General features: G+C 71.5%; 19 protein-coding genes and 1 riboswitch. Of the genes, 10 read left to right on the top strand and 9 right to left on the bottom strand.

Annotation, left to right across the window (positions count from 1 at the left end; genetic code table 11):
* Window positions 1-248: 248 nt before the first annotated feature.
* The gene (locus Ate02nite_RS48035) at window positions 249-482 is read right to left on the bottom strand and encodes a hypothetical protein (RefSeq protein ID WP_203814719.1); all 234 of its coding nucleotides are present in this window, start codon (window positions 480-482) and stop codon (window positions 249-251) included.
* 283 nt (window positions 483-765) lie between these two features.
* On the opposite strand from Ate02nite_RS48035, the gene Ate02nite_RS48030 reads away from it, so the two are divergent.
* Window positions 766-1,176: an RDD family protein gene (locus Ate02nite_RS48030; RefSeq protein WP_203814718.1), complete on the top strand. Its 411-nt coding sequence runs from the start codon at window positions 766-768 to the stop codon at window positions 1,174-1,176.
* A gap of 994 nt (window positions 1,177-2,170) precedes the next feature.
* Here the strand turns inward: Ate02nite_RS48030 and Ate02nite_RS48025 are convergent.
* From Ate02nite_RS48025 to Ate02nite_RS48005, 5 genes are all read right to left on the bottom strand, one after another.
* The gene (locus Ate02nite_RS48025; protein ID WP_203814717.1) at window positions 2,171-3,214 is read right to left on the bottom strand and encodes a cobalamin B12-binding domain-containing protein; all 1,044 of its coding nucleotides are present in this window, start codon (window positions 3,212-3,214) and stop codon (window positions 2,171-2,173) included.
* On the bottom strand, window positions 3,211-4,851 hold the full coding sequence (locus tag Ate02nite_RS48020; protein WP_239148246.1) for a PP2C family protein-serine/threonine phosphatase: 1,641 nt from the start codon (window positions 4,849-4,851) through the stop codon (window positions 3,211-3,213). Before Ate02nite_RS48020 ends, Ate02nite_RS48025 begins: the two co-directional genes overlap by 4 nt.
* 97 nt (window positions 4,852-4,948) lie before the next feature.
* Window positions 4,949-5,722 (bottom strand): exodeoxyribonuclease III, encoded by a 774-nt coding sequence (locus Ate02nite_RS48015; RefSeq protein WP_203814716.1) that lies wholly within the window; start codon window positions 5,720-5,722, stop codon window positions 4,949-4,951.
* A 189-nt stretch (window positions 5,723-5,911) separates the two neighbouring features.
* Window positions 5,912-8,161, bottom strand: a complete 2,250-nt coding sequence (locus Ate02nite_RS48010; protein ID WP_203814715.1) for a putative bifunctional diguanylate cyclase/phosphodiesterase — start codon at window positions 8,159-8,161, stop codon at window positions 5,912-5,914.
* Window positions 8,162-8,193: 32 nt separating this feature from the next.
* Window positions 8,194-9,045, bottom strand: coding sequence for a universal stress protein (locus Ate02nite_RS48005; protein ID WP_203814714.1), 852 nt, complete (start codon window positions 9,043-9,045; stop codon window positions 8,194-8,196).
* Window positions 9,046-9,209: 164 nt separating this feature from the next.
* Between Ate02nite_RS48005 and Ate02nite_RS48000 the strand changes: the two genes are divergently transcribed.
* From Ate02nite_RS48000 to Ate02nite_RS47990, 3 genes are all read left to right on the top strand, one after another.
* On the top strand, window positions 9,210-10,493 hold the full coding sequence (locus Ate02nite_RS48000; RefSeq protein ID WP_203814713.1) for a citrate synthase: 1,284 nt from the start codon (window positions 9,210-9,212) through the stop codon (window positions 10,491-10,493).
* A 215-nt stretch (window positions 10,494-10,708) separates the two neighbouring features.
* Window positions 10,709-11,410, top strand: coding sequence for a polysaccharide deacetylase family protein (locus tag Ate02nite_RS47995; RefSeq protein ID WP_203814712.1), 702 nt, complete (start codon window positions 10,709-10,711; stop codon window positions 11,408-11,410).
* 133 nt (window positions 11,411-11,543) lie between these two features.
* Window positions 11,544-11,918 (top strand): nuclear transport factor 2 family protein, encoded by a 375-nt coding sequence (locus tag Ate02nite_RS47990; RefSeq protein ID WP_203814711.1) that lies wholly within the window; start codon window positions 11,544-11,546, stop codon window positions 11,916-11,918.
* Here Ate02nite_RS47990 and Ate02nite_RS47985 read toward each other — a convergent pair.
* From Ate02nite_RS47985 to Ate02nite_RS47975, 3 genes are all read right to left on the bottom strand, one after another.
* Window positions 11,908-14,682, bottom strand: coding sequence for a peroxidase family protein (locus Ate02nite_RS47985; RefSeq protein WP_203814710.1), 2,775 nt, complete (start codon window positions 14,680-14,682; stop codon window positions 11,908-11,910). The genes Ate02nite_RS47990 and Ate02nite_RS47985 overlap by 11 nt on opposite strands.
* Window positions 14,683-14,763: 81 nt before the next feature.
* The gene (locus tag Ate02nite_RS47980; protein WP_203814709.1) at window positions 14,764-15,972 is read right to left on the bottom strand and encodes a glycosyltransferase; all 1,209 of its coding nucleotides are present in this window, start codon (window positions 15,970-15,972) and stop codon (window positions 14,764-14,766) included.
* Between the two features lie 4 nt (window positions 15,973-15,976).
* Window positions 15,977-16,585 (bottom strand): hypothetical protein, encoded by a 609-nt coding sequence (locus Ate02nite_RS47975; RefSeq protein WP_203814708.1) that lies wholly within the window; start codon window positions 16,583-16,585, stop codon window positions 15,977-15,979.
* A gap of 116 nt (window positions 16,586-16,701) precedes the next feature.
* Between Ate02nite_RS47975 and Ate02nite_RS47970 the strand changes: the two genes are divergently transcribed.
* The 6 genes from Ate02nite_RS47970 to Ate02nite_RS47945 all read left to right on the top strand — a co-directional run bounded on the left by Ate02nite_RS47970 (window position 16,702) and on the right by Ate02nite_RS47945 (window position 25,864).
* A complete protein-coding gene (locus Ate02nite_RS47970; RefSeq protein ID WP_203814707.1) occupies window positions 16,702-18,963 on the top strand; it encodes a putative bifunctional diguanylate cyclase/phosphodiesterase in 2,262 nt (753 codons plus the stop codon).
* Window positions 18,956-19,804, top strand: a complete 849-nt coding sequence (locus Ate02nite_RS47965) for a hypothetical protein (RefSeq protein ID WP_203814706.1) — start codon at window positions 18,956-18,958, stop codon at window positions 19,802-19,804. The genes Ate02nite_RS47970 and Ate02nite_RS47965 overlap by 8 nt, the downstream gene beginning before the upstream one ends.
* Window positions 19,805-19,901: 97 nt before the next feature.
* Window positions 19,902-21,491 carry a gluconokinase gene (locus Ate02nite_RS47960; RefSeq protein ID WP_203814705.1) on the top strand — a complete coding sequence of 530 codons (1,590 nt, stop codon included), beginning with the start codon at window positions 19,902-19,904 and terminating at the stop codon, window positions 21,489-21,491.
* A gap of 16 nt (window positions 21,492-21,507) precedes the next feature.
* Window positions 21,508-21,634, top strand: a riboswitch (cobalamin riboswitch).
* A 56-nt stretch (window positions 21,635-21,690) separates the two neighbouring features.
* On the top strand, window positions 21,691-23,781 hold the full coding sequence (locus Ate02nite_RS47955; protein WP_203814704.1) for a VWA domain-containing protein: 2,091 nt from the start codon (window positions 21,691-21,693) through the stop codon (window positions 23,779-23,781).
* Window positions 23,781-24,365 carry a cob(I)yrinic acid a,c-diamide adenosyltransferase gene (cobO, locus tag Ate02nite_RS47950; protein WP_203814703.1) on the top strand — a complete coding sequence of 195 codons (585 nt, stop codon included), beginning with the start codon at window positions 23,781-23,783 and terminating at the stop codon, window positions 24,363-24,365. Before Ate02nite_RS47955 ends, cobO begins: the two co-directional genes overlap by 1 nt.
* Window positions 24,359-25,864 (top strand): cobyrinic acid a,c-diamide synthase CobB, encoded by a 1,506-nt coding sequence (locus tag Ate02nite_RS47945; RefSeq protein WP_203814702.1) that lies wholly within the window; start codon window positions 24,359-24,361, stop codon window positions 25,862-25,864. The genes cobO and Ate02nite_RS47945 overlap by 7 nt, the downstream gene beginning before the upstream one ends.
* Window positions 25,865-26,610 lie beyond the last annotated feature (746 nt).

The raw sequence follows: 26,610 nt of genomic DNA, 5'->3' as shown, positions 1-26,610 counted from the left end.
CGACCTTGCCCTCGGCCGGGGCTTCGACCTGCGTTCGGCCTGCCTTCGACCTTGCCCTCGGCCGGGGCTTCGACCTGCGTTCGGCCTGCCTTCGAGCTGGCCTTCGGCCCGGTCTTCGGCCAGCGTTCGGCCTGCCCTTCGAGCTGGCCTTCGGCCCGGGCTTCCGCCTGCGTTCGGCCTGGCTTCGAGCTGGTCTTCGACCTGGCCGTAGCCCGGCAGGCGGTTTGCCTGCCGGGCTCGGGGTCCGCCTAGCTCCGGCGGAAGGCGTAGGAACGAGACTTTCCGCCGCCGCTGCGGGCATGGTCGCGTTCGGACCGGCCGCGGGCCGCCTGCCGGCCGTCCCGGGCACCGTGGTGCACGGCGTCCGGCGCGGCGGCCGCATCGGCCGAGTTCTTCGCCGAGGGCCGGCCAAGAGCGGCGGCGAGATCCTGCTTGGCGAGATCGTCCTGGTCTACGTGGACGGAAAAGCTCTGCGGGGGCATACGTACCTCCTTCGCGCCCGCCTCCGGGCATGGAACGGCCCGAGGCGAGGCTGGTCAGGGTAAAGCCGTGGAAGAAAAGAAGACTGCTCCGGGCGTCGGCACGCCGGTGTCTCCACGGCGGACAACCCGCCGGAGCACCCGGAGCCAGAACGCATGGGCCGCGACCGCGACCGGCGAGCATCAGGAGATCATGCGGACCACGCTAGCCGGACCCCTAAACCAGCGCGACCGAATTAATCCGGCGCCGGGGCACGACTTGCGGCCGTGCCGCACGATCGGTTCCATGACGCTCAATGTCCACGTGACCGGCCGCCGCATCGTGGCCACCCTGCTAGACGGCGTGCTGTTCGGTTTCGTGGCCTCGGCGCTGGACGTCCAGCAGGACAACGCGACCTACCAACTGAGCGGCGTCTCCACAGCCCATGGGTTCTGGTTCGTGACCTTCGTGTTCCTCTACTACGTGCTGCTGGAGGGCTTGACCGGCCGCACCGTAGGCAAGCTGATCACCGGCATCCGCGTGGTCGACGCCGAGACCGGCCGCCGCCCCGGCCTACTCTCCGGCTTCGTCCGCACCCTGCTCCGCATCATCGACGGTTTCGCGGGCTACTTGCTGGCCCTGATCGTGGTAATCAACTCAAAGAACCGCCGCCGCCTGGGCGACATGGCCGCCAAAACCTTGGTAGTCCGCTCCTGACGGCGTTGCGTTCCTGACGGCGTTGCGTTCCTGACGGCGCTGCGTTCCTGACGGCGCTCCGCGCAGTCCGGCCGCCGTAGTCGGGAAAGTCCGCTTCGTCCGGTCGAAATGGAGGCCGTCCCGACTCGCGGTTCCCATCCGTTGGCCCCGCGTTCCACCATGCGGGCCACCGGCCAAATGCTGGACTCAGTTCCCGGATTCCGGCCAACACCGCCCGCATGGCGGGAGCCGCCGCCCAGGTAAATCACCTTATTTCCGGCTTGGCGCGCCGCGTTCGAGCGCCGACGGCTCAAGGATGTGGATTCGCTGCTCGCACCGAGCGGCAAGTCCGCAAGGTCGGCCCGTGGGGCCGCGGCGATGAGCGTTTGGCCGCCAGGTTGTGTGTTTGCTGTTCGCGGCGCGCGGCTGGTCCGCAAGATCGGGCTCAATGGGCCGCAGCGGCGAGCGTTTGGCCGCCGGGTTGGGTTTGCTGTCCGCAGCGGGCGGCGAGTCCGCACGGTCGGCCCGTGGGGCCGCAGGGGCGAGCGTTTGGCCGCGAGGTTGTGGGTTTGCTGTTCGTACCGGGCGGCGAATCCGCAAGGTCGGCCCGTGGGGCCGCGGCGATGAGCGTTTGGCCGCCAGGTTGTGGGTTTGCTGCTCGCTGCTCGCGGCGAGTCCGCAAGATCGGCGTTGGGGTCGCGGCTGGTGGGCGGCGTGGCGGCAGGTTGTGGGCCTGCTGTTCGCAGCGGCGGCTAGTCCGCAAGATCGGCTCAAGGGCCGCATCGGCGAGCGGTTGGCCGTCAGGTTGTGGGTTTGCTGTTCGCAGTGCGCGGCTAGTCCACAAGATCGGGCTCAATGGGCCGCAGCGACGAGCGTTTGGCCGCGAGGTTGTGGGTTTGCTGTTCGCAACGAGCGGCGAATCCGCAAGATCGGCTCAAGGAGCCGCGGCGGCGGGCGGTGCAGGCGGGCGGAGCGGCCACGCGGGCGGAGCGGCCAAGCGGGCTGGGTGGGTTGGCTATGGGGTTAGGCGGGAGAGGCCTGCGTCTAGGACTGAGAGGGCTCGGGGGTAGTCGTGTAGCTGGTCTCGGACTACCTGTAGGCCTGAGCGTAAGGCCGGTGGGGGGACCTTGCGAGCCTCGAGGACCGCGAGGGTCCAGTCGGTGAAGTCGGTGAAGATCTGGGGCTCGCTCAAGTAGAGGGCCGCCGCCAGGAAGTCGACCACGTGGCCCATGTCTTCCAAGGTCGAGTCGACCTGGCGGTCGTCGTAGGCGGCCATGCCGGGGTAGGCCGCCATCAGCGCGCGCATGCCGGTGGCGATCAGGTCGGGGCGGTGGCGGACCACGTGGGTGTACTCGTCGTCGCCCAGGAAAGCGTGCACCTGGGGGTCGCGCGGCGGGGGCGGCCATGAGGCGGCCAGGCGGGCCACTGCCTCCTCGGCGCCGGCCGCCCACGCGTCGGCGCCCAGGGTCTGTGCGTAGCGGCCTTCTGGGCCGAAACCGCGGCCGCCGGCGATCACCGGCACGCCGGCCGCGCGGCAGGCCGTGATGGCGGCGTGGGCGCGGGGGAGGCGGGTGGAGATCATGCAGCTCAGGGCGACCGCGTCCGGGCCGGTCTGGTGCAGGTGGGTGACCAGGTGCGGGCCGGGGACCGACGGGCCGAGGAAGTCGACGCGCCAGCCGTCCAGGCGGAGCATCTCGGCCAGGATGCGGACCGGCAGGGCGTGCCATTCGCCGTCCACGCAGGCGATGGTGATGCGGCCTCGGTCGGGGCGGATGGCGGTGCGGGTGGCCAGGGCGGCCAGGGCGCGTTCGGCGGTGGCGGTGGCGGCGTGTTCGCGGGCCACCGTCCACTCGTTCGCGGCCCATAGTTCGCCCACTCGGGACTGGGTGCGGGCGATCAGGTCCATCATGATCCGCTGCGGCGGGACGTCCTGTTCGAGCAGCGTGGTGACCACGTCCACGGCGCCGTACTCGTCGCCGTCGCCGACCAGGCGCAGGAAGTGGTCGCCCAGGCCGGGGTCGTCGAAGTCCAGCGGTGAGGCCGGGGTGAAGACAGTCATGAGCGCTGGCGGACCCTACGGGTGTTGAGGGCGAACGAGGACTGGCTCTGGCCGCCGTCGCGCAGGCTCAGCGCGGTGCGGACCGGAGCGCGCACGGCGAGCATCGCGATGTCGTCGCGGGCACCGCCGCGCATCCAGTCGGAGACCAGCTGACGAACCCGTTCGACCGTGGCGGTGGCGGGCAGGCCCTGGCAGGTGGACAGGGCGGCATGGAGGCGGGCCTCGCCGTACTGATCGGTGGCGGTCGGGCCGCCGCGGGCCTCGGTGAGGCCGTCGCTGTAGAGCAGGCACAGTTCGCCGGGGGCCAGCTCGACCTCGGCCGGGCGGACGACCGTCTCGGTCACGGCGCCGATCAGGGTGCCGCTTACCGGCACCTCCTCGACGGTGCCGTCGTTCCGCAGCACCAGCGGTGGCGGGTGGCCGCCGGTGGCCAGGGTCAGCCGGACCCGGCCGTGCTCGGCTCGGCGCAGGGCGCCGACGACAAGCGTGACGAAGCGGTGCTGGCGGCCGGACTGCAGCAGGGCCTGGTTGAGGACCCGCAGCATCTCGGCGGGGGCGGCGTCGACCAGGTGCAGGGCGCGCAGGGTCTGCCGGACCTTGCCGGTGAGGACCGCGGCCTCGGGGCCGGTGCCGCACACGTCGCCCAGGGCCAGCACGGTGTCGCCGCCGGGGTGGGTGGGCTCGAAGACGTCGTAGAAGTCGCCGCCGATGCGCATCGCCTCGTGGGCCGCCTGGTAGGAGCCGACCAGCTCGACGCCGTCCATCTGCATCAGCTCGGGCGGCAGCAGGTCGGCCTGCAGGACAGCGGCCGTGTCGACCTGTTCGCGGTAGAGGCCGGCGGCGGAGATGGCCGCGCCGGCCCGGGCCGCGAACACGCGGGCGAGGATCTCGTCGTCGGTGCTGAACCGGCCCTCGCGTTTGGCCAGGATCAGGGCGCCGGCCGGCGCGGCGTTGCCGGGCAGCGGGGTGACCAGCAGCGCGCCGATCTCGCCCAGGCCGAGCCAGGACGGCGCCTGGGCAGCGTCGAGCCAGCGGCTGGGGATGGGCGGGAAGCCGCCGAGCACCTCGACCAGGCCGGGCACCTCGGACAGCTCGCGCTCCGGGACCGAGCCTTCGATGATGCGCTCGCCGGTGGTGAGCCGCAGCCAGGTGCTGCGCCGGCGATCGGGCGGCAGGATGACGACGGCCGCGTCGGCCAGGTGGGCGACCGCCAGCTCGGCGGTGGTGCGCAGACAGCGGCCCTGGTGCAGGGAGGCGGACAGCCGGCGGCCGGACTCGGCCAGGAACGCCGCGCGGGCCCGCTCGGCCGACAGGGCGGCGGCGCGGTTGACCTCTTCGGTGCGATCCCGCAAATACCACGCGTGGTGGTCGGCATCGAGGACGCGCCGCTTGCCGGCGATGTGCCGGCCGGCGTGCTCGACGGTGAAGGTGTCGTGGCCGGCGGTGAGCGCGCCGTGCAGGGCGGCGACGTCGGGGACGAGCGTCGCGGCGGCCGCGTTTACCAGCAGGATCGTGTCATCGGGGGTGCTGCAGAGGAGGACCGCCTCGGAGGCGGCGTCCAGGGCGGCGCGGAGCAGAGCGGGTGCGGGCACCAGGGTGCGCACGTCGCCGGCCAGAGCCGGCGATTGCCCGGTCAATGATCTCCCCTTTCGTCTCCCCGCCGATGTGATCGTTCTGCCCAGCCTAATGCTTGACCGGGAATCCGGCTCGGTAGGACAGGCTGATCATGGAAGGTCACCCATCGATGTCGACCACGATCGGAGCGTGGTCGGAGGGGCCTTTCCCCTTGCGGGCCTCCCGGTCGACCACCGCATCGGTGACCCGGTCGGCGACCGAGGGGGTGGCCAGCACGAGGTCGATGCGCATGCCCATATTTTTGTGGAAATTTCCGCCCCGGTAGTCCCAATAGGTGAACGGGTGGTCGCCCTTCAGGGGCCGGGCCGCGATGTCGCGCAGACCGGTGTCGCGGATCGCGGCCAAGGCAGCCCGCTCGGGCGGGGTGACGTGCGTGGAGCCGACAAAAACCGCCGGGTCCCACACGTCGTCATCGGTGGGCGCCACGTTGAAATCGCCGGCAACCACCATCGGCCCCTCCGAAATATCCGACAGAAGCGAATCGCGGAGCGCGGAAAGCCAGGCAAGTTTGTACTGATAGTGCGGATCATCCGGGGTGCGGCCGTTGGGCACGTAAACCGACATGAACCGGATTCCGCCGCAAACCGCACTGATCGCGCGGGCCTCGGCGGAGGGGAAGCCGGGCTCGCCGGGGAATCCCTCCCGCACGGACGAGAGGCCGACCCGGGACAGCAGGGCGACTCCGTTCCAGCGACCCTGCCCGAAAGAAGCGGTCTCGTAGCCGAGAGAGGCAACGTCAGCGGAGGGGAAACCGTCGGCCGCCACCTTGGTCTCCTGCAGGCACAGCACGTCGGGTTTCGTGTTCGACAGCCAGTCGAGAAGCCGCGGCAGGCGGGCGTTTACCGAGTTGACGTTCCAGGTGGCGAAGCGCATCAGGCAAGCATGCCGGAGTCAGCGCACCGCCGCTGCCAGCGCCGCGGCGAGCCCGACGGTGAGCACGAGCAGGGTTCCCACCAGCGCGGTCAATTCGGACTCCTCCCGGTTTGGGTTGTGACCCCGGTTACCTCAGGGAGGAATGATGCCCGAGTGGTACGACTCCTGCCAAGAGCCGTTCGGAAGGTTTTACCTCTGACGCTCAGTAAGGCCCGCGGCGATCGTGGCCGCGGTGCCGGTGGCGTGCCAGGCGGTGGCGAATTCGGCCGGTGCGACCGCCGGACCCCAGAGCCAGCCCTGTCCGATGACCACTCCGAAGGAGGCGAGAGCGTCCCGTTGCACCCGGGTCTCCACCCCCTCGGCGATCACGCTGAGTCGCAGCGCCTGACTCATCGCCACGATCGCGCGGACGATCTCGCCGGCCTCCTCGTCGGCGCCGAGCCCGATCACGAACGAGCGGTCGATCTTGACCCCGGTGACCGGGAACCGGCGCAGGTAGCCGAGGCCGGAGAAGCCGGTGCCGAAGTCGTCGATGAGCAGTTTCACGCCGAGCTCGCGCAGCTCGAAGACGGTCCGGGCGCTGGTGCCCGAGTTGTCGACCATGACGGTCTCGGTCATCTCCAGCGCGACACACCGGGCCGGCACCCCGAACTCGAGCAGCTCTGCCGACACGACCAGCGGGAACGTCGGCACGGTCAGCTGCTTGGCCGAGACGTTGATGGATAGGTAGAAATTGTCGTCGGCGGTGCCGTCCGCCCGCCACGCCCCGAGCTGGCGCAGCGCCTCCCGGCGCACCCAGTCGCCGAGCATGCCGATCAGCCCGGCGTCCTCGGCCAGCGGGATGAAGACGGCCGGTGAGATCGGGCCGCGCTCCGGGTGGGCCCAGCGGACCAGCGCCTCGGCGCCGATCGCCCGCCCGGTGTCGATGTCGATGAGCGGCTGGTACGCGACCCACAGCTGCTCATCAACGATCGCCTGGCGCAGCGCCACCTCCATCTCGATGCGTTCGCGCACCTGATCGTGCATGGAGACGTCGAAGAACGTGGTGTTACCGGGGCCCTGCGACTTGGCCTGGTACATGGCCGTGTCGGCGTCGCGCATCATCTCCTCGGGCCCGGCCGGCGACCCGGGCTCGGCGAACGCGATGCCGAGCGACGCGCTGATCTTCAGCTCCACGTCGCTGACCACGAACGGCTGGTCGAAGCAGCCCAGCACGGCCGCGGCCAGCTGGTCCGCGTCGGCCCGGTCGCCGAGCGCCGCGATCAGGAACTCGTCGCCGCCGAGCGCCGCCACCGTCACCTCGGCCGGCGCGCAGTCCCGCAGCCGCTCGCCGACCTCGATGACCAGCCGGTCACCGGTGTCGTGTCCCCAGGTCTCGTTGATGTACTTGAAGCCGTCAAGTCCGAGGACCAGCACCCAGGTGGTCGAGGGCCGGTCGAGCAGTCCGGCGATCTCGGTGGCGCTCATCCGCCGGTTGGGCAGGCCGGTCAGGATGTCGTGGGTGGCCTGGTGCTCGGCGAAGTGCTGGGCCGAGGCCTGGGCCCGGACCGCCGCGATCGCCCGCACCAGCAGCAGCGACACCACGAGCGCGCCGACCACGGCGATCGCCACCCGGTGCCCGGTGGTGTCGCCGATCGTCAGGAGCAGCACGAACGGGGTGGCCAGGGCCGGTACGAGCAGCACCATCCGCCGCCCGGACCAGGCCGGCACCGGCGGCCGGGCGGGCCGGCCCATCTCCACCGCCGACGGATGGATCGGAGTTACCCCGAAGGCCGTGTAGGCGAGCAGGAGCGGCGCGTCGAGCAGGGGAGTGGTGTAGAGGTGGCCGGACGCGCCGACGATCGCGTAACCCAGGTCGCCGACGAACAGCAGCGCCATCGCCACGACCATGCTGATCAGGCTGGGCGGCCAGGTGCGGGCGGTGAAGGTCAGGCTGAGCACCAGCATCAGCAGCACGACGTCGAACAACGGGTACAGACCGGCCAGCGCGGACACCACGTCGGAGCGGTCCGGGACCCGGATGGCCGGCACGGCGAGCAGCAGGGTGCTGGCGAGCCCGCCGGCCAGGCACACGATCATGCCGTCGAGCACGGTGTGCCATTCGACGCTCTGCCGGGCGCGGAGCAGGTCGACGAAGAAGCCGCAGAACAGGATGTAGCCGGGGATCGTGCAGCAGTCGGCGAGCAGCGGCAGGCCGGCGTCGGTGACGAAGGGCCGGATGATGATGCCGACCAGGAAGATGATCCCGGCCCAGCCGACCAGCCGCCAGGCGCGTCGGGGCTGCGCGCCGTAGCGGCGCGGGCCGGCGAAACACGCCCAGACCGTATTACCCCCGATGATCAGCGTGCACACGGCGTTGATCGCGGGGTTCAGGTCAAGGAGGTACACGACCGTCGCCGTCACCCCGGTGAGGGCGAGCAGTCGCCACTTTTCGGTCATCAACCATCAGATCGGCTGATCCGCCGGGGTCGTTAGCGCGCCAGCGACTGAAGACCCGTCCCGGACGGCGTGCGCTGGCCCGGCACCGCCCGGCCGTGCACGAAAATGGTCGGGCTGGCCGCCCGGTGCAGCACCTCGCGCGCGACCGAGCCCAGCAGGCCGGCGCCGCGCATGCCCCGTGGCCCGAGCACGATCACCCGGGCCCGGGACGACGCGTGCACCAGGCTGGGGCCGGGCTCGCCGGCCAGCACCCGGGTGCGGACCCGGCCCAACTCCGGCACGGCGGCCAGGGCGTCGGCGAGAATCCGCCGGCCCTGCTCCTCGTGGCGCCCGTTGTACTCCTGCACCACGTGCACCACCTCGACGCCGATCTTCCGGCGGCGACCCTCGGCGACGGCGTGCCGCAGCGCCAGCTGGCCGCTCGCCGAGCCGTCCACGGCCGCCATCACTACTCCCGACGGCGGGCGCGGGCCGCGTGCCACCAGCACCGGGCAGAACGACCGCGCCACCGTCTGCACCAGGACCGAGGCCGGCGGCAGCCACGGCGTGGTGGCCAGGCCGTCGTCGCCCAGCACCAGCAGCACCGAGCTGCGGCTCAGCCGTAACAGCACGCGATCGGGCAACCCGTCCACGAGTTGGCCCGTCACGCGCACCCGTGGTGTGGAACGCTTGGCCGAGGCGACCGCCTCCTCGACCACCTGCGAGGCGGCCCGGCGGGCCCGGTCGTAATCGACACCGGCACCCGGGAGTCCCGGAACGGGCCAGGTGAAAGCGTGAATCACTCGGAGCTGACAACCGCGCGAGACCGCCTCACGGGCGGCCAGCCGGGCCGCGGCCAGGCCGGCCGACGTGCCGGTCACGCCTACCACAACAGGGTTTCGCACGGGCCCCACCTCCGTTGGTGTTCTACACACCATTATCTATGCAAGAACGCCACTCTTCGTGATCAATCCCTCAGCGGGTGGCCACCTGATGACCCATTCAGGTTGAGGGTTTACGGTGAACGACAAATTCTTGTGGACATCTGCCGGTGAAGTGAGGGAAATACATGACGGATGTCAAGCTCGACCACCCTGGTGGCCAGTTGTCGATGGCGGTGCGTGAGGCCGTCGAGGGTCCGGGCGGCATCGACGTCAGTGCCCTTCTCAAGGAGACCGGCTTCGTCACCCTCGACCAGGGTTTCGTGAACACGGCGTCGACGACCTCGGCCATCACCTACATCGACGGTGACGCGGGCATCCTGCGTTACCGCGGTTTTCCGATCGAGCAGCTCGCCGAGAAGTCGACGTTCCTCGAGGTCTCTTATCTGCTGATGCACGACGCGCTGCCGACGCCGGCGCAGCTGAAGGACTTCGGCGACAAGATCCGGGTGCACACCCTGCTGCAGGAGGAGATGCGCTCGTTCTTCTCCGGCTTCCCGCGGGACGCGCACCCGATGGCCGTGCTGTCCTCGGCGGTCACCGCGCTGTCGACGTTCTACCAGGACGCGCTCGACCCGCTCGACCCCGAACAGGTCGAGATCTCGGGCATCCGCCTGATGGCGAAGCTTCCGACCATCGCGGCGTACGCCTACAAGAAGAGCATCGGCCACCCGCTGCCCTACCCCGACAACTCCCTCGACTACGTCGAGAACTTCCTGCGCATGACCTTTGGGCTGCCCACCGTGCAGTACGACGTGGACCCCAAGGTCGCCAAGATCCTCGACATGCTCTTCATCCTGCACGCCGACCACGAGCAGAACTGCTCCACGTCGACGGTCCGGCTGGTCGGGTCCGCGCAGGCCAACCTGTTCGCGTCGGTGTCGGCCGGCATCAACGCGCTGTCCGGCCCGCTGCACGGCGGTGCCAACGCGGCGGTGCTCGAAATGCTCGAGCAGATCCGCAAGGACGGCGGCGACGTCAACGCGTTCGTCACCCGGGTGAAGAACAAGGAAAAAGGCGTCAAGCTGATGGGCTTCGGCCACCGGGTCTACAAGAATTACGACCCGCGTGCCGCCATCGTCAAGAAGGCCGCGCTGGAAATGCTCAACACCCTCGACAAGCCCGACCCGCTGCTCGAGATCGCGTTCAAGCTCGAAGAGATCGCCCTCAGCGACGACTACTTCGTCTCGCGGAAGCTTTACCCGAACGTCGATTTCTACACCGGTCTCATCTACAAGGCGATGAACTTCCCCACCAAGATGTTCACCGTCCTGTTCGCCATCGGCCGCCTTCCCGGCTGGATCGCCCAGTGGTCCGAGATGATGGTCGACCCGGCCACGAAGATCGGCCGCCCGCGCCAGCTCTACACCGGTTTCGCCGAGCGCGAGTTTGTCCCGATCGACAAGCGATGATTTTTTAGGTAGTTCTAGTTTCGCCCCGCCGGCTTCTTCCGGCGGGGCGTTTCTTTAACCCATATAAGTACGCCGAGCCCAGTTCCCAACCGCAATATCGCCGTCCCGCCGCGGCGGCGGCCTGGCTGCAACACCGGGCCGTCGCGGGCTTCCGGCCGGGATGGTCGGCCGCCGCTGACGCGGCGATTGCGGGCGCGCAGGCATACGCTCGGTCGATGGGCTCGGCACTGGCTGTACTGAAACGCCTCGGCGAAAGTGCGGCCGATGCCGCCCTGAAGTTGCGGGAACCCGCAGCCCGGGCCGCGTCCCGGCTGATACCGGGCGACGTGCTCTGGTACGTGGAAACCGATGCGCCGGTCTTCGCGCTCACCTTCGACGACGGTCCGGGGCCGGAGACGACGCCAAGGCTGCTCGAGGTGCTCGACCGGCACCGGGCGAAAGCGACGTTCTTCCTGATCGGCGATCGGGTCCGCGCCCATCCGGAGCTGGTCGCGGCGATCGTCGCGGCCGGCCACGAGATCGCCAACCACCTGATGCGGGACGAGCGGTCGGCGCTGGTGCCCGACGAACGGTTCCGGCGAGAACTCGCCGAGGTCAGTGACCTGCTCGTGCCCTACGGGCCGGTGCGGTGGTTCCGACCGGGGTCGGGCGTGTTCACCCTGCGGATGCTGAGGACGGCGGCCGCCCAGGATCTGCGCGCGGTGCTGGGCACCCTCGTCGGCGCCAACCGGGGCACGCCGGACGACGCGCGGATCGCGTCCGACCTGGCCGTGGGCATCCAGCCGGGCTCGATCGTGGTGCTGCACGAGGGCAACGCGCACCGCCAGGGCGTGGTCGAGACGACCGACGAGCTGCTCGGGATTCTGGCCGGGCGCGGGCTGTCGGCGGTCACCGTCTCCGATCTGGTGACCCGCTGAGGCTTCCCGACGCCGGGCCGGAAGCCCGCGACGGCCCGGTGTGGCAGCCAGGCCGCCGCCGCGGCGGAACGGCGATGGTGCGGTGGGGAACGGGGATGCGCGTACCTGTATGGGTTTTCTCTAGACTGCGACCGTGACGCATCCCTTTCGCACCGCGATTGAAGCCGGCGATATCGAAGCCGCGGTCGGGCTCCTCGCCGACGACGTCGTTTTCCACAGCCCGGTCGCCTTCAAGCCGTACGCGGGGCGGGATGCGGTCGCGACGATTCTGCGGACCGTGCTCACCGTTTTCGAGGATTTCCGCTATGTGCGGGAGATCGGCGCCGAGGGCGCGGCCGACCACGCGCTGGTGTTCGAGGCGCGGATCGGCGACAAGACGCTGACCGGCTGCGATTTCATCCACGTCAATGCCGATGGCCGCATCGACGACTTCATGGTGATGGTCCGGCCGCTGCGCGGCGTGCAGGCGCTGGCCGAGGCGATGGGGTCGCGGCTGGCTACTTCCTGACCCAGGGCGCGAACGCGTTGGCGTCGGCCGGCAGATGGGCGGCCAACTCCGGGCAATGCCGGTGGATCAGCTTGGTCATGGTGGTTTCGGCGATCCAGTCCAAGCCGAACTGGGTGTAGACCTCGGGGCGGTAATCGGCGGTCAGGAACCGGTCGCTCTGCAGCCGGCGCGAGGCCATCAGGATGAACACCCGGAATGCGGTGTCGGAGAAGCCGAAACCGTCCGGCGGGGTCTCGGCGAACAGGCCGACCATGGTGTCCACGTCGTCGATGTTCTGGTAGACCTCTTGGAAGCGGCGCACCGTCTCCGGGTCCGGGTTCAGGTCCTCCCAGCGCTCGATGCGCGGCAGGTGCAGGGCCTGGCGGAAGTCGTTGTAGCGGGGGACGCCCCGGGCTCGGGTGCGCACCAGGTCGACCACCGACAGGTCGACGAGCTCGCCCTCGCGTTCCAGGTGGAGCAGCGCCTGCGGGTAGTTGTGCAGGGTGATCGCGCCCGGGTGGGCGGTGCCGAACGAGTACACGGCGTTGGCCAGGCCGAGCTCGCGCAGCACGTCGTCGGCCTTGTCGCCCTGCAGGTCGAGGAAGGTGTCCGCGCGCAGCACGCCGCCGGTGGCCGCGTCGTGGAAGGTGTAGTCGTCCGGGATCAGCGGGTGCATCCGGTAGACGGTGACGAAGTCCTCGGTCAGCGAGTACGGCGCGCTGTGGTGGTCGGGTGTCGTCTTCGGGATGCCGTGCAGGGCGTTCGCGTCGGTCAGCCACAGGCCGATCCGGCTCAGCCAGTCCTTGGCCGGCACGCCGTACCAGTTGACGTGCATGCCCCGGTCGAGCGCCTCGGTGGCCAGGATGGCCGGCGTCCACTCCACGGTGTGAATCTTGGCGATCAGCGCGGCCACGATCAGCCGGGCGGTCTGGTAGATCCGCTCGTCGTCCCACTGCGGGTTGCGCGCGCGCAGCTCGTCGACCAGGACGTTGTGCTCCCGGGCGAACAGCGTGTGCATGGTGCCGAGCCCGAGCCACCACGCCTCGTTGAAGCCGGTGATCTCCGAGCCGTGTACGTCGACCGGCAGGTAGCCCTCCGGCGTCAGCCGCAGCTTGGCGCCGTCCCGCAGCGTGTTCGCGTTGGTGTTGCCGTACACCTCGGAGCCGTCCCACCAGTGCGAGGCCACGTTGCCGAACAGCAGCTCGTGGCCGTCCGCGCCGACGCCCTGGCTGATGTTGCCGCCGATCCGCATCTCCGGCTCGAGCGGGCCGCCCGGGGTGTTGCGCCAGCCCGGCACGTCCGGTGGCAGCGGCACCCGCACGTCGTCGACACCGAGCGGGTGCCGGGCGTGCACCACCCAGTCGTGCACCTGGAACTGGATCCACGCGGCGGCCAGGATGTTCAGCGTGGTCGCGGGCTTGAAGCTCTCCCGGTGCAGCAGCTGCCGGCTGACCGTGATCGGGTTGGGCTCGTCGCTGCCCCGGATGCCCGGCACGTTCCGGCCGAAGGCGGCCCCGACCGCCCCCATCGACGGCTCGGACAGGTCGTTCTCGGTGCCGTCGTGGGTCCGTACGTTCCGGTTCTGTGCTTTTTCCGGCACCGGGCGGACCCGGGGCGGGGCCTCCCGGACCTCGGTGTCGATCAGGTTCTCCCGGCGCAGCACGTCGCGCAGCGCGGCCAGGTTGAGCAGCGACAGCGAGGTCGGCAGCCGGTGCCACGGCCGGAACCGGTTGACCAGCCCGAAGATGTTGCGCATGGCGGCGCTCGCGACCCGGTTGCGCAGCGGCACGTCGGTGATCCAGCGCTCCCGGTTGCGGTGCGCCGAACTGGCGTCGTAGGCCGCCTTGCGCACCCGGTTGAGGTTGCCGAGCGGGCGGAAGTCGTCGGTCGTGTTCCACGGGTTGAGCCGCAGGTCACGGGCCTGTGGCGAGTCCTGCGAGCCGGCCCGGATGGTCAGCACGGCGATCGGCTCGGGCGGCGCTGACGGCGACCGCCAGTCGACGGCGGCGTCCTCGATCGGGGTCTCCCGCTGGTTGCGGAACCGCTGCACGCACAGCTCGAAACTCGCCTTTCCCTCCGCGAGCCTTTGGTGCATCTCATGGCCGAGGAAATCGGGGTCGTCGGCCGGCGGGTTTCCGGCCGCGCGCGCGTCGAGGGGCCGCAGAAGGTACTGCAGTGCGGTCTCCTCGCCCCAGGTGATCGGGGTGCGGCTCCAATACGTCTCGGTGGCCACGCTCGCGGCCTTCTTGCGGCCGGCCTGGACATTCCGGACCATGCGGATGGTCTCGGCCGGGCCGAGCACGAACACCAGCTTCACCAGGCCCAGGTAGCGGCCCACTCCGCCACCCCCCGTGGCCAGCGCGAACTCGGTGAACTGACGAGCGTCCCGGGCGTGTGCCACCGGCGCGCTGGTCATCAGCAGGTCGTGCTGCTCGTCGCCGGACACGTGCACCCGCAGGCCGGCCCCGCGCAGGTCGGGCTCGTGATCGGAGAGGATCCGCCCCTCGGCGTTGCTGAACCGCACCGACGTGCGGTAGACCGCGCCGGGCTGGGCGAACCCCACCCGCAGTTCGGCCGGAAGATCGAGAAAGCGCAGCTCGGCGTCGTCGACCGCGAAGGTGACCTTGGCCTGGAACCCGGCCACGACCGCCCCACCGGCCGCCTTCCGGTTCTTGACCTGCGTCTGCATGATCTTCACCGCCATGCGCGCGAACGCAAGCCGCTCGGCGTCGGGCGACCCGCCCAGATAGGTCTCCTGCCACGCCGCCCTGATCCCCGTGGTCATTCGTCCACCCCCGACACTCAACCTGGCGTCGTCCATCGAAGCGCATCCGCGCCACCGTGGGTGCTTCGTGTCGGTTTGCCGTCAGCCCAGCCAGTCGAGAATCGGGGCGGTGCCGTCCTCGGTGCGGATGCGGGCGCCGAGGGCCTGTGCCCGGGCTGCGTAGTGCGGGTTGGTGGTTACCTCGCGCAGGGCGGCGGTCAGGGCTTCCGCCTTCAGCGGGATCGGGGGTGGGGCCGCGCCCAGGCGGTGCAGGCGCCGGGCCCAGAACGGCTGGTCGGCCAGCCGGGGGACCGCTATCGCCGGGATTCCGGCACGCAGGCCGGCTGCCGTCGTGCCGGCGCCGCAGTGGTGGACGACCGCCGCTACCCGCGGGAACAGCCGCTCGTGCGGGACCTCGCCGATGCTCAGCAGGTCGTCGCTGTCGGCAGCGGCCAGGCCGGACCAGCCCGCCTGCAGCACGGCCCGGACACCCGCTCGCCGGACCGCGGTCACCACGATCTCGGCGAGTTCGGCTCCCCGCCCGGGCGCCATGCTGCCGAAACCGATGAAGACGGGTTTCCCGCCGGCCAGGAACGCCTCGAGCCGGGCGTCGGCCCCGGGTGGGGTGGGAGCCGGCCACCAGTAACCGGTCATCTGCAGGGATGGGTGCCAGTCGGCGGGGTGGGGGACCACGGCTGGGCTTATGCCGTGGAAGGTGGGCTCCTGGAACTCCTGGTGGTGGCGTAGCGCCTGCAGGCTCTGGGCCGGGAGGGACAGCTGGCGGCGCAGGTTGCGGATGGTGGGGGCGTAGAGGGATTCCACCGCTCGGAACGTCAGGGCGCCGGCCGCCAGGTTGCCCAGCGGGCCGAAGGATCGTCCGCCGGTCAGCACCGGGCCGAACTCGCGGGACGGGTGAATCGGCTGCAGGAACACGCTCGCCCGGCGTATGCCGAAGGCCTCGGCCACCTGGTAGCCGAGCGGGGCCACCAGGGTGGAGAGCAACAACGCGTCCGGCCTGTGCTGCTCCACGGCGGCCAGCAGACCGGCGGCCAGTTGGGCGATCAGCGGGCGGGCCAGCGCGTACATCCGGGCCAGGGCTCGTGGGCCGCCGCCGTCGACCGCCTGTTCGAGGGTGGTGCGCAGGTCGCCGGGGATCGGGGTGAAGGCCAGGCCCAGCCGCTCGATCATCGGGCGGAACGGCTCGTGGGTGGCGAGGGTGACGGAGTGGCCGGCCTCGCGTATGCGGACCGCCAGGCCCGTGTATGGAGCTACGTCACCCATCGAACCGGACGTGACGATCAGGACCCGCATGACCTCAATTGTTCAGCAGGCCGTTGGCCGGCAGACCGCAGGCTCGCTGGGCCTGGCGGGCGTGGCCGTTCACCGACGCGGCGACCATCAGGAGTTCGGCGAAGCCGCTGCCCAGCGCGGCGTTCTCGGCGGAGCCGGTCGAGCCGAGCAGGTTCGCGATGTTGTCCACGTCGTCGGCCAGGCCGTTCACGGCGGAGCGCAGGTCGCGGTCGAACAGCAGCATGCGCGCGCGGCCGCGCAGGTCGTCGGCCTCGCCGTGCATGTCGTCCAGCTCCGCCTGGGTGTACTGACCGCTGGAGGTCCGGGCCGAGGTTCCGCCCAGGCTGGCGTCGTCCTCCATCGCCGTGCAGATCGAATGCCGGGCGTACGCGTTGACTGCTGCCGCACCGACGACGATCGCCGCCACCACCGCCACGACCAGGCCGACCAGCAGGAGCGGGTTGGGGCCACGGTGGGTCGGCGGCCCGTAGACCGGCGGCCCGTAGACCGGCGGATACCCCACCGACGTCGGCCACGCAGCCGGACCGGGCTGGCCGGGCGGGTCGGGTGGGGGCGGCAGGTGCTGGGGGTGGCCCGGCGGCGCCCACGGCGACGGCGGCTGCTCCGGTTGCATCCGGTGGCACCTCCCTGCGAGCTGTCGATCATGTGTCGCTTCGGCAGGTGCCGCGCAAAGCTGAGCCGCCCAGACGCTTTCCTCAGGTCGGTGGGTGGGTTGCCGACCGGGACTTCATGGTGCCGCTGCTCGTCTCCGCGATCGCGGTCCTGCTCAGTGGCGTCTGGCTGGCGGCGGGGCTGTTCCATGAGTGGGGGCACCCGGTGCTCGGGTGGTTGCCGCTGCCGGTCGTCTCGGTGCTCGCCGGGTATGCCTGCTGGGTGGCGAGCCGGGCCGGCCTCGATGCGAGCACCCGTCGGTTCTGGCGGCATCTGACCATCGCCTGCGGGCTGTTCACCGCGGGCATCATCGCCAACGCCGCCGACGCCGTGGCCGGGCCGGAACCATCCCAGCGGGTCGGTCCGGTCACCCTGGTCTTCTACCTCGGCGTACTCGTGCTGGTGATGTTTGCCCTGCTGCGGCTGCCGTCCTGGCAGCGCAGCCGAAGCGACTGGCTCCGGTTCGGCATCGACGCCTGCGTCGTGCTGATCACCGTGGCGGCGTTCGTCTGGCGGTTCTCGCTGCGCGACCACCGGACCTGGGTCGAGCAGACCGGGTCGGCCGGCGCGATGCTGGCCATCGCGTTGCTGACCGGGCTGTCGATGGTCACGTTCATGAAGGTCGCGTTCGCGGGGGCGGGACGGCTGGACCGGCGGGCCACCTACATCCTCGCGGTCGGGGCGGCCGTCGCCGCGTCGTTCGGTGGGATGTCGCCGTTCCTGATCGACAAGCCGTACCTGTCCACCAGCCTCATCTCGGTCCCGGTGGCCGGTTTCGCCATCCAGCTCGCGGCGGTCAGCCAGGCCCGGGCCGGCGGCCGGGCGCACCGCGACCGGGGCGTCCACCGGCGGATCAGTGCCGTCCCCTATCTCGCGGTCGCGATCACCGACGGTCTCCTGCTGACCACCAGCGCCCGGTCCCCGGGGGAGACCCGGGCCATGCAGGCCGTCGTGGTCGCGCTGACCGTGCTGGTGATGAGCCGGCAGATCATCGCGCTGCGCGACAACAACCGGCTGATGGCGACGGTCGAGACGCACCAGGAGGAACTGACCCGCCAGGCCACCCACGACAGCCTGACCGGGGTGGCCAATCGGGCTCTCCTCGAACAGCGCACCCGGGAGATGCTCGATGCGGGTGGCCCGGTGCACGTCGTCCTGCTCGACCTGGACGACTTCAAGACCGTCAACGACCGGCTCGGGCACCAGGTCGGCGACCGGCTGATCGTCGAGACCAGCCGGCGGCTGACCGCGCTGGTCGGCGGGCGGGGCACGGTGGGCCGGCTGGGCGGGGACGAGTTCGCCGTGCTGCTGCCGACCGCGGACGACGTCGAGGAACTGCTGGATTCACTTGTCGCCGCGGTGGGTGAGCCGGTGGAACTGGCCGGGAACCGCATCGCCACCGCGGTGAGCGTGGGCATCACCCGCAGCCGCGACGGCGACGACCCGGCCGAACTGCTGCGCCGGGCCGACGTGGCGATGTACGCGGCCAAGGCGGTCGGCGGCAACCAGTGGCACTGGTTCGACCCGGGCATGGACCGGGCCGCCGACGAGGCCGCCCGGATGGCCGCCGACCTGCGCCTGGCCCTCGCCCGCGACGAGATCTTCGCGCTGTACCAGCCGATCGTCGACCTGAACACCGGCACCGCGGTCGGGGCCGAGGTGCTGATGCGCTGGCGGCACCCCGAGCACGGGCTGATCCCGCCGGACATCTTCATCCCGGTCGCCGAGCGCACCGGCACCATCATCGAGCTGGGCCGGTGGGTGTTCGAGCAGGCCTGCCGGCAGTCCGCCGACTGGGCCCGCCGCTCCGGCGCCGCCCCGGAGAAGATCAGCGTGAACGTGTCGGCCCGGCAACTGGCCGACCCGGCCTTCGTCGGCACGGTCCGGGACATCCTGGACCGGACCGGCGCCGACCCGGCCCACCTGATGATCGAGGTCACCGAGACCGCGGTGCTCAACACCGGCGACGCGGTCACCCAGCTGGAACATCTCCGCGCCCTGGGCCTGCGGGTAGCGCTGGACGACTTCGGCACCGGCCACTCGTCGCTGAGCCTGCTGCTTGACCTGCCGGTGGACGTCCTGAAGGTCGACAAGTCCTTCGTGAGCGGCGAATACGCCGACCACGCGGGCGCGATCGTGGTGCGCAACCTGATCGGTTTCACCGACGACTTCGGCATCGACGCGGTGGCCGAGGGCGTGGAGACCGTCGAACAGGCGGCCCGGCTGCGCGCGGCCGGCTACCGCCTGGCCCAGGGCTACCTGTTCGGCCGGCCGATGCCGGCGGCCGATTTCGAGGACACCTTCAGCTCGATGGAATCGCTACTCTCGGGCCGTGGATGACGAGGACGCGGTAGCGGCACCCGGGCCATCACCGATCGCCGATGTCAACTACCCGGTGGAGGCCCGCTATCTGTGGCGCTGGATCGAGCAGCCGCAGGACGCCGTGGTGTCCGCGTTCGTCCAGCGCTACGTGCGGGCCGGCGAACCGGAGCTGGCCACGCTGCGGGCCGGCCTGGCGTGGGATGACCAGGACACGATGTGGCTGTTCGCCCGGCGCCGTGCCCTCGCGGCGATCCGCACGTCGGATCCGGGTGCGGTGACCGAGGCCTTCGACGCGCTGTCGGCCATCGAATACCACCGGGTGGACTGGCGGGACGTCCTCGGCGCCGCGACCTTCGCCGCCTACGCGGCACCCCGGGCCGGTGTCTCCGCGACCGTGGCGGCGGCCGCGGCCGTCGAGCGGGCCGATCCGTCGATCGCCGGGATCATCGCCGGGTCGGCCGGCCTGGAGGAGCTCGACCTGCCCAGCCTCATCGGCTACCGGCTGGTGGCGCGACCCGACGGGCCGGTCCTGCTCTCGGACGGCCTCAAACCGTACGATCCGGATGTTGATCTGGTGCCGATGATCCTGGAGATCGCCGCCGCGATCGAAGCCGACGAGACTTACCGGGTCAGCAGCGTGGGCATCTCCTCGCCTGGGTCGCCGAGGCCGCGACCAAGGCCGACGCCACGGCCGTTGCCGAGGGCGCCGAGCTGGCCGCCGGCCCGCGCGGGCCGGCCCTCGGCATCGCGTCCGGGCGCCTCGTCGTGGTGGTCGTCGCGGGCAGTTCGCAGCACGGCGAAGCCTCGGTCGAGACCGCGGCCCGCCTGGCTCGGTTCCGGCCGGTGCTGGCGCCGCTGATCGACGGTCGCTCGCGCGGGGGCGGATTGGTCAGGCGTATCCGGCGATGGTTGCGGTGAGCCGTTTCGGGAGGGTGTCCGGCGGATAGGTTGAGGGCATGACGGACGTCGTGATCGGGATCGACACCGGGACCACCGCCACCAAAGGGATCGCCGCCGGGCTTGACGGCAAGTTGCGCGCGCACGTCTCCGTGCACTACCCACTGTCGGTGCCGGCCGCCGGGCGGGCCGAGCTCGATCCGGCCCACCTGCGCGACGCCGCCGTCAAGGCGCTCACCGACGTGGCCGCGGCCTGCCGGGAGAACGGGGACCGGGTGGTTGCGGTCAGCCTCAGCGCGTTCCTGCACGGGCTGGTGCCGATGGACGCGGCCGGCAACCCGCTCGGGCCCCTTGTCACCTGGGCCGACGCCCGGTCGGGGGAGCAGTGCGACCGCATTCTGGAAGCCGGGCAGGCAAAATCTTTGCAGGCCCGCACGGGTACGCCGGTGCACCCGATGTCTCCCCTCACCAAGCTGGCCTGGTGGCGGGACAACGACCCCGACCGGCTGCGCGACACCCCGCGGTGGGGTGGGGTCAAGGAACTGATCCTGTCCGCGCTGACCGACGAGCCGTTCCTTCTCGACCTGTCGGTGGCGTCCGGCACCGGGCTCTACGACATCCATGCCCGCCGCTGGGACCCGGAAGCGCTGGAGATCGCCGGGGTGCGGGCCGATCAGCTGGCCGAGGTGGTGCCGACCACCACCGTGCTGCGGCTCAAGCCGGGGCTGGCCGGACTGCCGGCCGGGCTTCCGCTGATCATCGGGGCGGCCGACGGGCCGCTGGCCAACCTCGGGGTCGGGGCCACCCCGGCCGGAGTGGCGGCGGTCTCGCTCGGCACCAGCGGAGCTTTGCGCACGGTCGTCGACCGGCCCACCGCCGACGCCGACGGGCGGCTGTTCTGTTACGCGCTCACCGAGGACCGGTGGGTGATCGGCGGAGCCGTCAACAACGCCGGGTCGGTGGTGCGCTGGGCCGGGCAGAGCTTCGCGGCCGGGTTCGAGCGGCCCGGCGCCGAGGGTGAGGACGCCGACGAACGGGACGCAGCCCTGCTGATGGAGGCGCAGAGCGTGCCGCCCGGCAGCGACGGGCTGCTGTGCCTGCCCTACCTGCTCGGCGAGCGGGCCCCCTGGTGGCGGTCGGGGCTGCGCGGCGCCTACCTCGGGCTTCGTCGGGAACACGGGCGTGCTCACCTCGTACGCTCCGCGGTTGAAGGGGTTTGTCAGCAGTTGGCCCTCGTCCGGGACTCGTTCGCGGGGGAGGGGTTCGCGGTCACCGAGGTGCGGGCCACCGGCGGTGCGGTCGCCTCCGAACTGTGGGTGGGCGTGCTCGCGGCCACCCTGGACCTGCCGGTCGCGGTGGCCGACACCCCGGAGGGAACCGCGCTCGGCGCGTGCCTGCTCGGCTGGCACGCGATCGGCGAACTGCCCGACCTCGACCACGCCGCCTCGCTCATCGCGATCGGCGAGCCGACCGTGCCCGACCCGAAGAACGCCGAGCTCTACCGGCGGCTGCGGCCACTCATCGAACAGTCGGCGCTCGCCATGATTGACACCGTCAAGGAACTCGACCGGCTCGCCCCGCCGCCGACGCCTGCGATTCCCGTCACCGACGGCCGCGTTGACGCCACGCACGGCGGTGAGAAAGAGTGACAACCGAGCGGTAGCGGAGGAACCCGGTGGAAAACCGGGACGGTCCCGCCACTGTGACCGGGTAGCGACTCGCGGTGTTTTGCCACGGCCGGCGACGGCCGGAAGGCGCGCGGGCTCGTGGTGATCCGGGAGTCAGGAGACTCCGGCCGCTCGTGACACCGGTCGCGTGGGCGTGGACACCCGCGCAGGAGGGACTTTCGTGACGCCGTACCCGTTCTCGGCCGTGGTCGGGCTTACCGACCTGAGGCTCGCACTGCTCCTCACCGCCGTCTCGCCGCACGTCGGCGGGGTGCTGGTGCGAGGCGAGAAGGGCACCGCGAAGAGCACCGTCGTCCGGGCCCTGGCGGCGCTGCTGCCGTCGGTCTCGGTGGTGCGCGGTTGCCGCTTTGCCTGCGACCCGGCCGCGCCCGACCCGCAGTGCCCGGACGGGCCGCATTCGTCCGACTCGCCGGCGCTTTCGCGCCCGTCGGCCCTCGTCGAGCTCCCGGTGGGAGCCACCGAAGACCGCGTGGTGGGCACTCTGGACATTCAGCGTGCGCTCGCCGACGGCGTCAAGGCGTACGAGCCGGGGCTGCTCGCCGCGGCCCACCGCGGAGTGCTGTACGTCGATGAGGTCAACCTTCTTCCCGACCACCTCGTCGACCTGCTGCTGGACGCGGCCGCGATGGGCCGGGCGCACGTCGAACGGGACGGCGTGTCGGTCAAGCACGCGGCCCGGTTCCTGCTGGTCGGGACGATGAACCCGGAAGAAGGTGAGCCCCGGCCGCAGCTGGTCGACCGGTTCGGGCTGGTGGTCACCGTGGGTGCGCCGCGCGAGGCCAAAGAAAGGGCCGAGGTGGTACGGCGGCGGCTCGCCTATGAAGCCGACCCGGACGGATTCGCGGCGCGGTTCGCGGGTGACGAGGTCGAGGTCGCCGGGCAGATCGTCGCGGCTCGGGCTCGGCTGCCCCGGGTCGTTCTGCCGGACGCGGAGCTCGATCGGATCGCCCGGGTGTGCCTCGCCTACGGGGTGGACGGGATGCGGGCCGACATCGTGGTGGCGCGGTGTGCGGTCGCGCTCGCGGCCTGGAACGGGCGGGACGTGGTGACCGCCGAGGACGTCGCGGACGCGGCTCGGCTCGCTCTTCCGCACCGGCGCCGGAAGGACCCGCTCGACCCGCCCGGTACCGACGAGGAGCGGCTCGACGACGCGCTGTCGCAGGCCGAGCAGCAGGCCGAGGACGACGACGATCCGGATCCCGACGGTGGGCCGGGGGACGGGCCGCCACCGCCGCCACCACCGTCGTCCGGTCCCGACAACGGTGGTGCGCCCAACCAGCCGCCGGCCGGCGACTCCGCTCCGCGGGACTCTGCGCCGGAGCAGGACGACACGGCGCCGGGTGACTCCAGGCAGGCGGAGGGATCGGCCGGGGGTACGGCGGCAGCCGTCGCGGCAGGTCACGCCTACCGTCCTCGTACGATTAAAATCGCCGCACGCGGAACCGGCGGTCATGCCGGACGCCGCTCTCCGTCGATCGCCCGCCGGGGGCGGGTGATCGGGTCCCGGGTCCCGATCGGCAAGCTCGCCGGAGCGCCGCATCTGCCCGCCACCCTGCGGGCCGCGCTGCACCGCGGTGACCGGGTCGTCCGGCCGCGTGATCTGCGCGAGGCCGTGCACGTCGGCCGGGAGTCCAACCTGGTGTTGTTCGTGGTGGACGCGTCCGGGTCGATGGCGGCCCGCCGCCGGATGACCGTGGTCAAGACCGCCGTGCTGTCCCTGCTGCGCGACGCCTACCAGCGGCGCGACCGGATCGGGATGATCACCTTCCGGGGGCACGAGGCCGAGCTGGTACTGCCGCCTACCTCCAGCCATGAGGTGGGGGTGATGCGGCTCGCGGCGCTGCGCACCGGCGGGCGGACGCCGCTCGCGGCCGGCCTGCGCGCCGCGGCCGCGACGATCGCCACCGAGCGGCGCCGCGATCCGCGCCGCCGTCCCCTGCTGATCGTCGTCACCGACGGCCGTGCCACCAGCGGCCCGGATCCGGTGACCGTCGTCCCGGCCCTGGCTGGAGTGGCCGCCGTGGTCGTCGACTGTGAGTCCGGGCCGGTCCGGCTCGGGCTGGCACGCCGGCTGGCTCTTGCGTTGGACGCCGACCTGATGCCGCTGGACCAGCTCGAAGCCGGCGCCAGTTCCGGCGCCGCCGGCTCGGGTTCCGCCGGCTCGGGTTCCGCCGGCTCGGGTTCCGCCGGCTCGGGTTCCGCCGGCTCGGGTTCCGCTGGTTCGGGGTCCGCGCCGAGGAGGGTTGCCTGATGCCGCAGGGCAAAGTCAGTGTGGTTCCGGACGACGGCCTCACCACCCGGCAGCGCCGGCGGCAGGCCGTGCTGGCCGTGCACACCGGGCACGGCAAGGGGAAGTCGACGGCCGCGTTCGGGATGGCGCTGCGGGCGTGGAGCGCCGGGTGGCCGATCGGCGTGTTCCAGTTCGTGAAGTCGGAGAAGTGGAAGGTCGGCGAGGAGCAGGCGCTCAAGTCGCTCGGCAACGTCACCTGGCACAAGATGGGCGAGGGCTGGTCCTGGATCCAGCGGGCCGGCACCGAACGCGACCACGCCGCCGAAGCCGCCGAGGGCTGGGCCCAGATCAAGCGGGACCTGGCCGCCGAGACCTACAAGTTCCTGGTGCTGGACGAGTTCACCTACCCCATGAAGTGGGGCTGGGTCGACGTCGACGAGGTGGTCGCCACCCTGGCCGACCGCCCCGGCACCCAGCACGTGGTGATCACCGGCCGGGACGCCGCGCCCGCGCTGCTGGAGGCGGCCGACCTGGTCACCGAGATGACGAAGGTCAAGCATCCGATGGACGCCGGCCGCAAGGGACAGCAGGGCATCGAGTGGTAAGAATCCCCCGGGTCGTGATCGGCGCCCCCGCCTCCGGCCACGGCAAGACCACAGTCGCCACCGGCCTGCTGGCGGCGTTCGCCCGCCGCGGCGTGCCGGTCGCCCCGTTCAAGGTCGGCCCCGACTACATCGACCCCGGTTACCACGCCCTGGCCGCCGGCCGCCCCGGCCGCAACCTGGACCCGGTGCTGGTCGGCGAGAACCAGATCGGCCCGCTCTTCGCGCACGGCGCGGCCGGCGCGAAGCTGGCCATCATCGAGGGCGTGATGGGCCTCTACGACGGCCGCACCGGCGCCGGCGACACCGGCTCGACCGCCCAGGTCGCCGAACTGCTGGATGCGCCGGTGATCCTGGTGGTGGACGCGGCCGCGCAGGGCCGCTCGATCGCCGCGCTGGTGCACGGTTTCCGCAGCTTCGGCAGCGTCCGGCTGGCCGGCGTGATCCTCAACCGGGTCGGTTCCGACCGGCACGAGTCCATCCTGCGCGAGGCCTGCGAGGAAGTCGGCACCCCGGTGCTGGGCGCCCTGCGCCGGGCCGACGCGGTGGCCGCACCCTCCCGCCACCTGGGCCTGGTCCCCGCAGCCGAACGCCGAGCCGAGGCCCGCGAGTCGGTGGCCGCCCTGTCCGCCCTGATAGCGGCCTCGGTAGACCTCGAGGAGGTAGAGGCGATCGCGTATTCCGCGCCGCCACTGCAGGTCGAGCCCTGGAGCCCGGCATCCGCGTTGGGTCTCTCGCCCGGCTTGGGCCTCTCGTCCGGCTTGGGTGGCTCGTCCGGCTTGGGGCTCTCGTCCGGCTTGGGTGGCTCGTCCGGCTTGGGTGGCTCGTCCGGCTTGGGTGGCTCGTCCGGCTTGGGTGGCTCATCCGGCTTGGCCGGCTCGGGCGAGCGGCCGGTCATCGCGATTGCCGGCGGGCCGGCGTTCTCCTTCTCCTATGCGGAGACTCCCGAGCTGCTGACGGCGGCGGGTGCCGACGTCGTGACGGTCGACCCGCTGCGCGACGAAAAACTCCCGGTGGGAACTCGCGGTCTGGTGGTCGGCGGCGGCTTCCCCGAGGTGTACGCGTCGGAGCTGTCCGCCAACGAACCCCTGCGCCGGGCCGTGGCCACCCTGGCCGCCGGCGGCGGCCCGATCGTGGCCGAGTGCGCCGGCCTGCTCTGGCTGTGCAAGACCCTCGACGACGCCCCGATGTGTGGGGTCCTCGACGCCGACGCCGCGATGACCCCCACCCTGACCCTCGGCTACCGCGACGCGGTAGCGCTGGCCGACAGCCCGCTCGCCCCGGCGGGCACCCGGGTGACCGGCCACGAGTTCCACCGCACCACCGTCCACCCGCGCTCCGGCCTGCTGCTGTCCCCGGCCGCCGGCGCGGCGTGGCAGTGGCGCGGCGGCGACCCGGAGGGCTTCGCGACCCCGGCCGTGCACGCGTCCTATTTGCACCTGCATTGGGCGGGCACTCCGTCGCTGGCCCGGAATGTGGTCGCGGCGGCGTCCGCACTTTGACCGCGGTCGAAGGCGAGGCCGCACGCCGCGGCCACGCCCGCTCCCGCCGGTATGGGAACGGCAACGGGAGGTGGCGAATCCTCCGCTACCCGACAAACCGCCGCGCTCCGGGGCTCCTGGGCCGCGATCTTGGCGAGTTTCTGTTAGCTCCTGACAGTAACTCCGCAAGATCTGCGCGCCGCGCCGCTTTGCACCTGCATTGGGCGGGCACCCCGTCGCTGGGCCCGAAATGTGGTCGCGGCGGCGTTCGCGCTTTGAGCGCGGTCGAAGGCGAGGCCGCACGCCGCGGCCACGCCCGCTCCCGCCGGAACGGGAACGGGAATGTGAAGTGGCGAATCCTCCGCTACCCGACAAACCGCCGCGCTCCGACGTCCCTGGTCCGCGATCTTGGCGAGTTTCGGTTAGCTCCTAACGGCAACTCCGCAAGATCTGCGCGCCGCGCCGCGCCGCGCTGGCGTTGGCGCCAGCGCGGCGCGGCGGCGGCGGCGGCGCGTCGCTCGTGATTGGGTGGCGGGCTTGAGTGAGGACGGGCAGGGGAGCGGGAGAATCTGCCGAAACCCGGCAAACCGCCGTGCTTCTGGGTCCCTGGGCTGCGATCTTGGCGAGTTTCGGTTAGCTCCTGACAGTAACTCCGCAAGATCTGCGCGCCGGGCCGCGCCGGGCCGCGCCGGGCCGCGCCGGGCCGCGCCGGGCCGCGCCGGGCCGCGCCGGGCCGCGCCGCGCCGGGCCGCGCCGCGCCGGGCCGG

Source organism: Paractinoplanes tereljensis, from assembly GCF_016862435.1.
Lineage (GTDB): Bacteria > Actinomycetota > Actinomycetes > Mycobacteriales > Micromonosporaceae > Actinoplanes > Actinoplanes tereljensis.
This window is presented reverse-complemented; position numbering and strand designations above follow the sequence as displayed.

Excerpts from the sequence above, each read along its gene's own strand:
- Ate02nite_RS48025 (WP_203814717.1), bottom strand. The coding sequence starts at position 3,214 with ATGACTGTCTTCACCCCGGCCTCACCGCTGGACTTCGACGACCCCGGC.
- Ate02nite_RS47995 (WP_203814712.1), top strand. The coding sequence starts at position 10,709 with ATGGGCTCGGCACTGGCTGTACTGAAACGCCTCGGCGAAAGTGCGGCC.
- Ate02nite_RS48015 (WP_203814716.1), bottom strand. The coding sequence starts at position 5,722 with ATGCGCTTCGCCACCTGGAACGTCAACTCGGTAAACGCCCGCCTGCCG.
- Ate02nite_RS47985 (WP_203814710.1), bottom strand. The coding sequence starts at position 14,682 with ATGACCACGGGGATCAGGGCGGCGTGGCAGGAGACCTATCTGGGCGGG.
- Ate02nite_RS47970 (WP_203814707.1), top strand. The coding sequence starts at position 16,702 with ATGGTGCCGCTGCTCGTCTCCGCGATCGCGGTCCTGCTCAGTGGCGTC.
- Ate02nite_RS47980 (WP_203814709.1), bottom strand. The coding sequence starts at position 15,972 with ATGCGGGTCCTGATCGTCACGTCCGGTTCGATGGGTGACGTAGCTCCA.
- cobO (WP_203814703.1), top strand. The coding sequence starts at position 23,781 with ATGCCGCAGGGCAAAGTCAGTGTGGTTCCGGACGACGGCCTCACCACC.
- Ate02nite_RS47975 (WP_203814708.1), bottom strand. The coding sequence starts at position 16,585 with ATGCAACCGGAGCAGCCGCCGTCGCCGTGGGCGCCGCCGGGCCACCCC.
- Ate02nite_RS48000 (WP_203814713.1), top strand. The coding sequence starts at position 9,210 with ATGACGGATGTCAAGCTCGACCACCCTGGTGGCCAGTTGTCGATGGCG.
- Ate02nite_RS47960 (WP_203814705.1), top strand. The coding sequence starts at position 19,902 with ATGACGGACGTCGTGATCGGGATCGACACCGGGACCACCGCCACCAAA.
- Ate02nite_RS48035 (WP_203814719.1), bottom strand. The coding sequence starts at position 482 with ATGCCCCCGCAGAGCTTTTCCGTCCACGTAGACCAGGACGATCTCGCC.
- Ate02nite_RS48030 (WP_203814718.1), top strand. The coding sequence starts at position 766 with ATGACGCTCAATGTCCACGTGACCGGCCGCCGCATCGTGGCCACCCTG.
- Ate02nite_RS48010 (WP_203814715.1), bottom strand. The coding sequence starts at position 8,161 with ATGACCGAAAAGTGGCGACTGCTCGCCCTCACCGGGGTGACGGCGACG.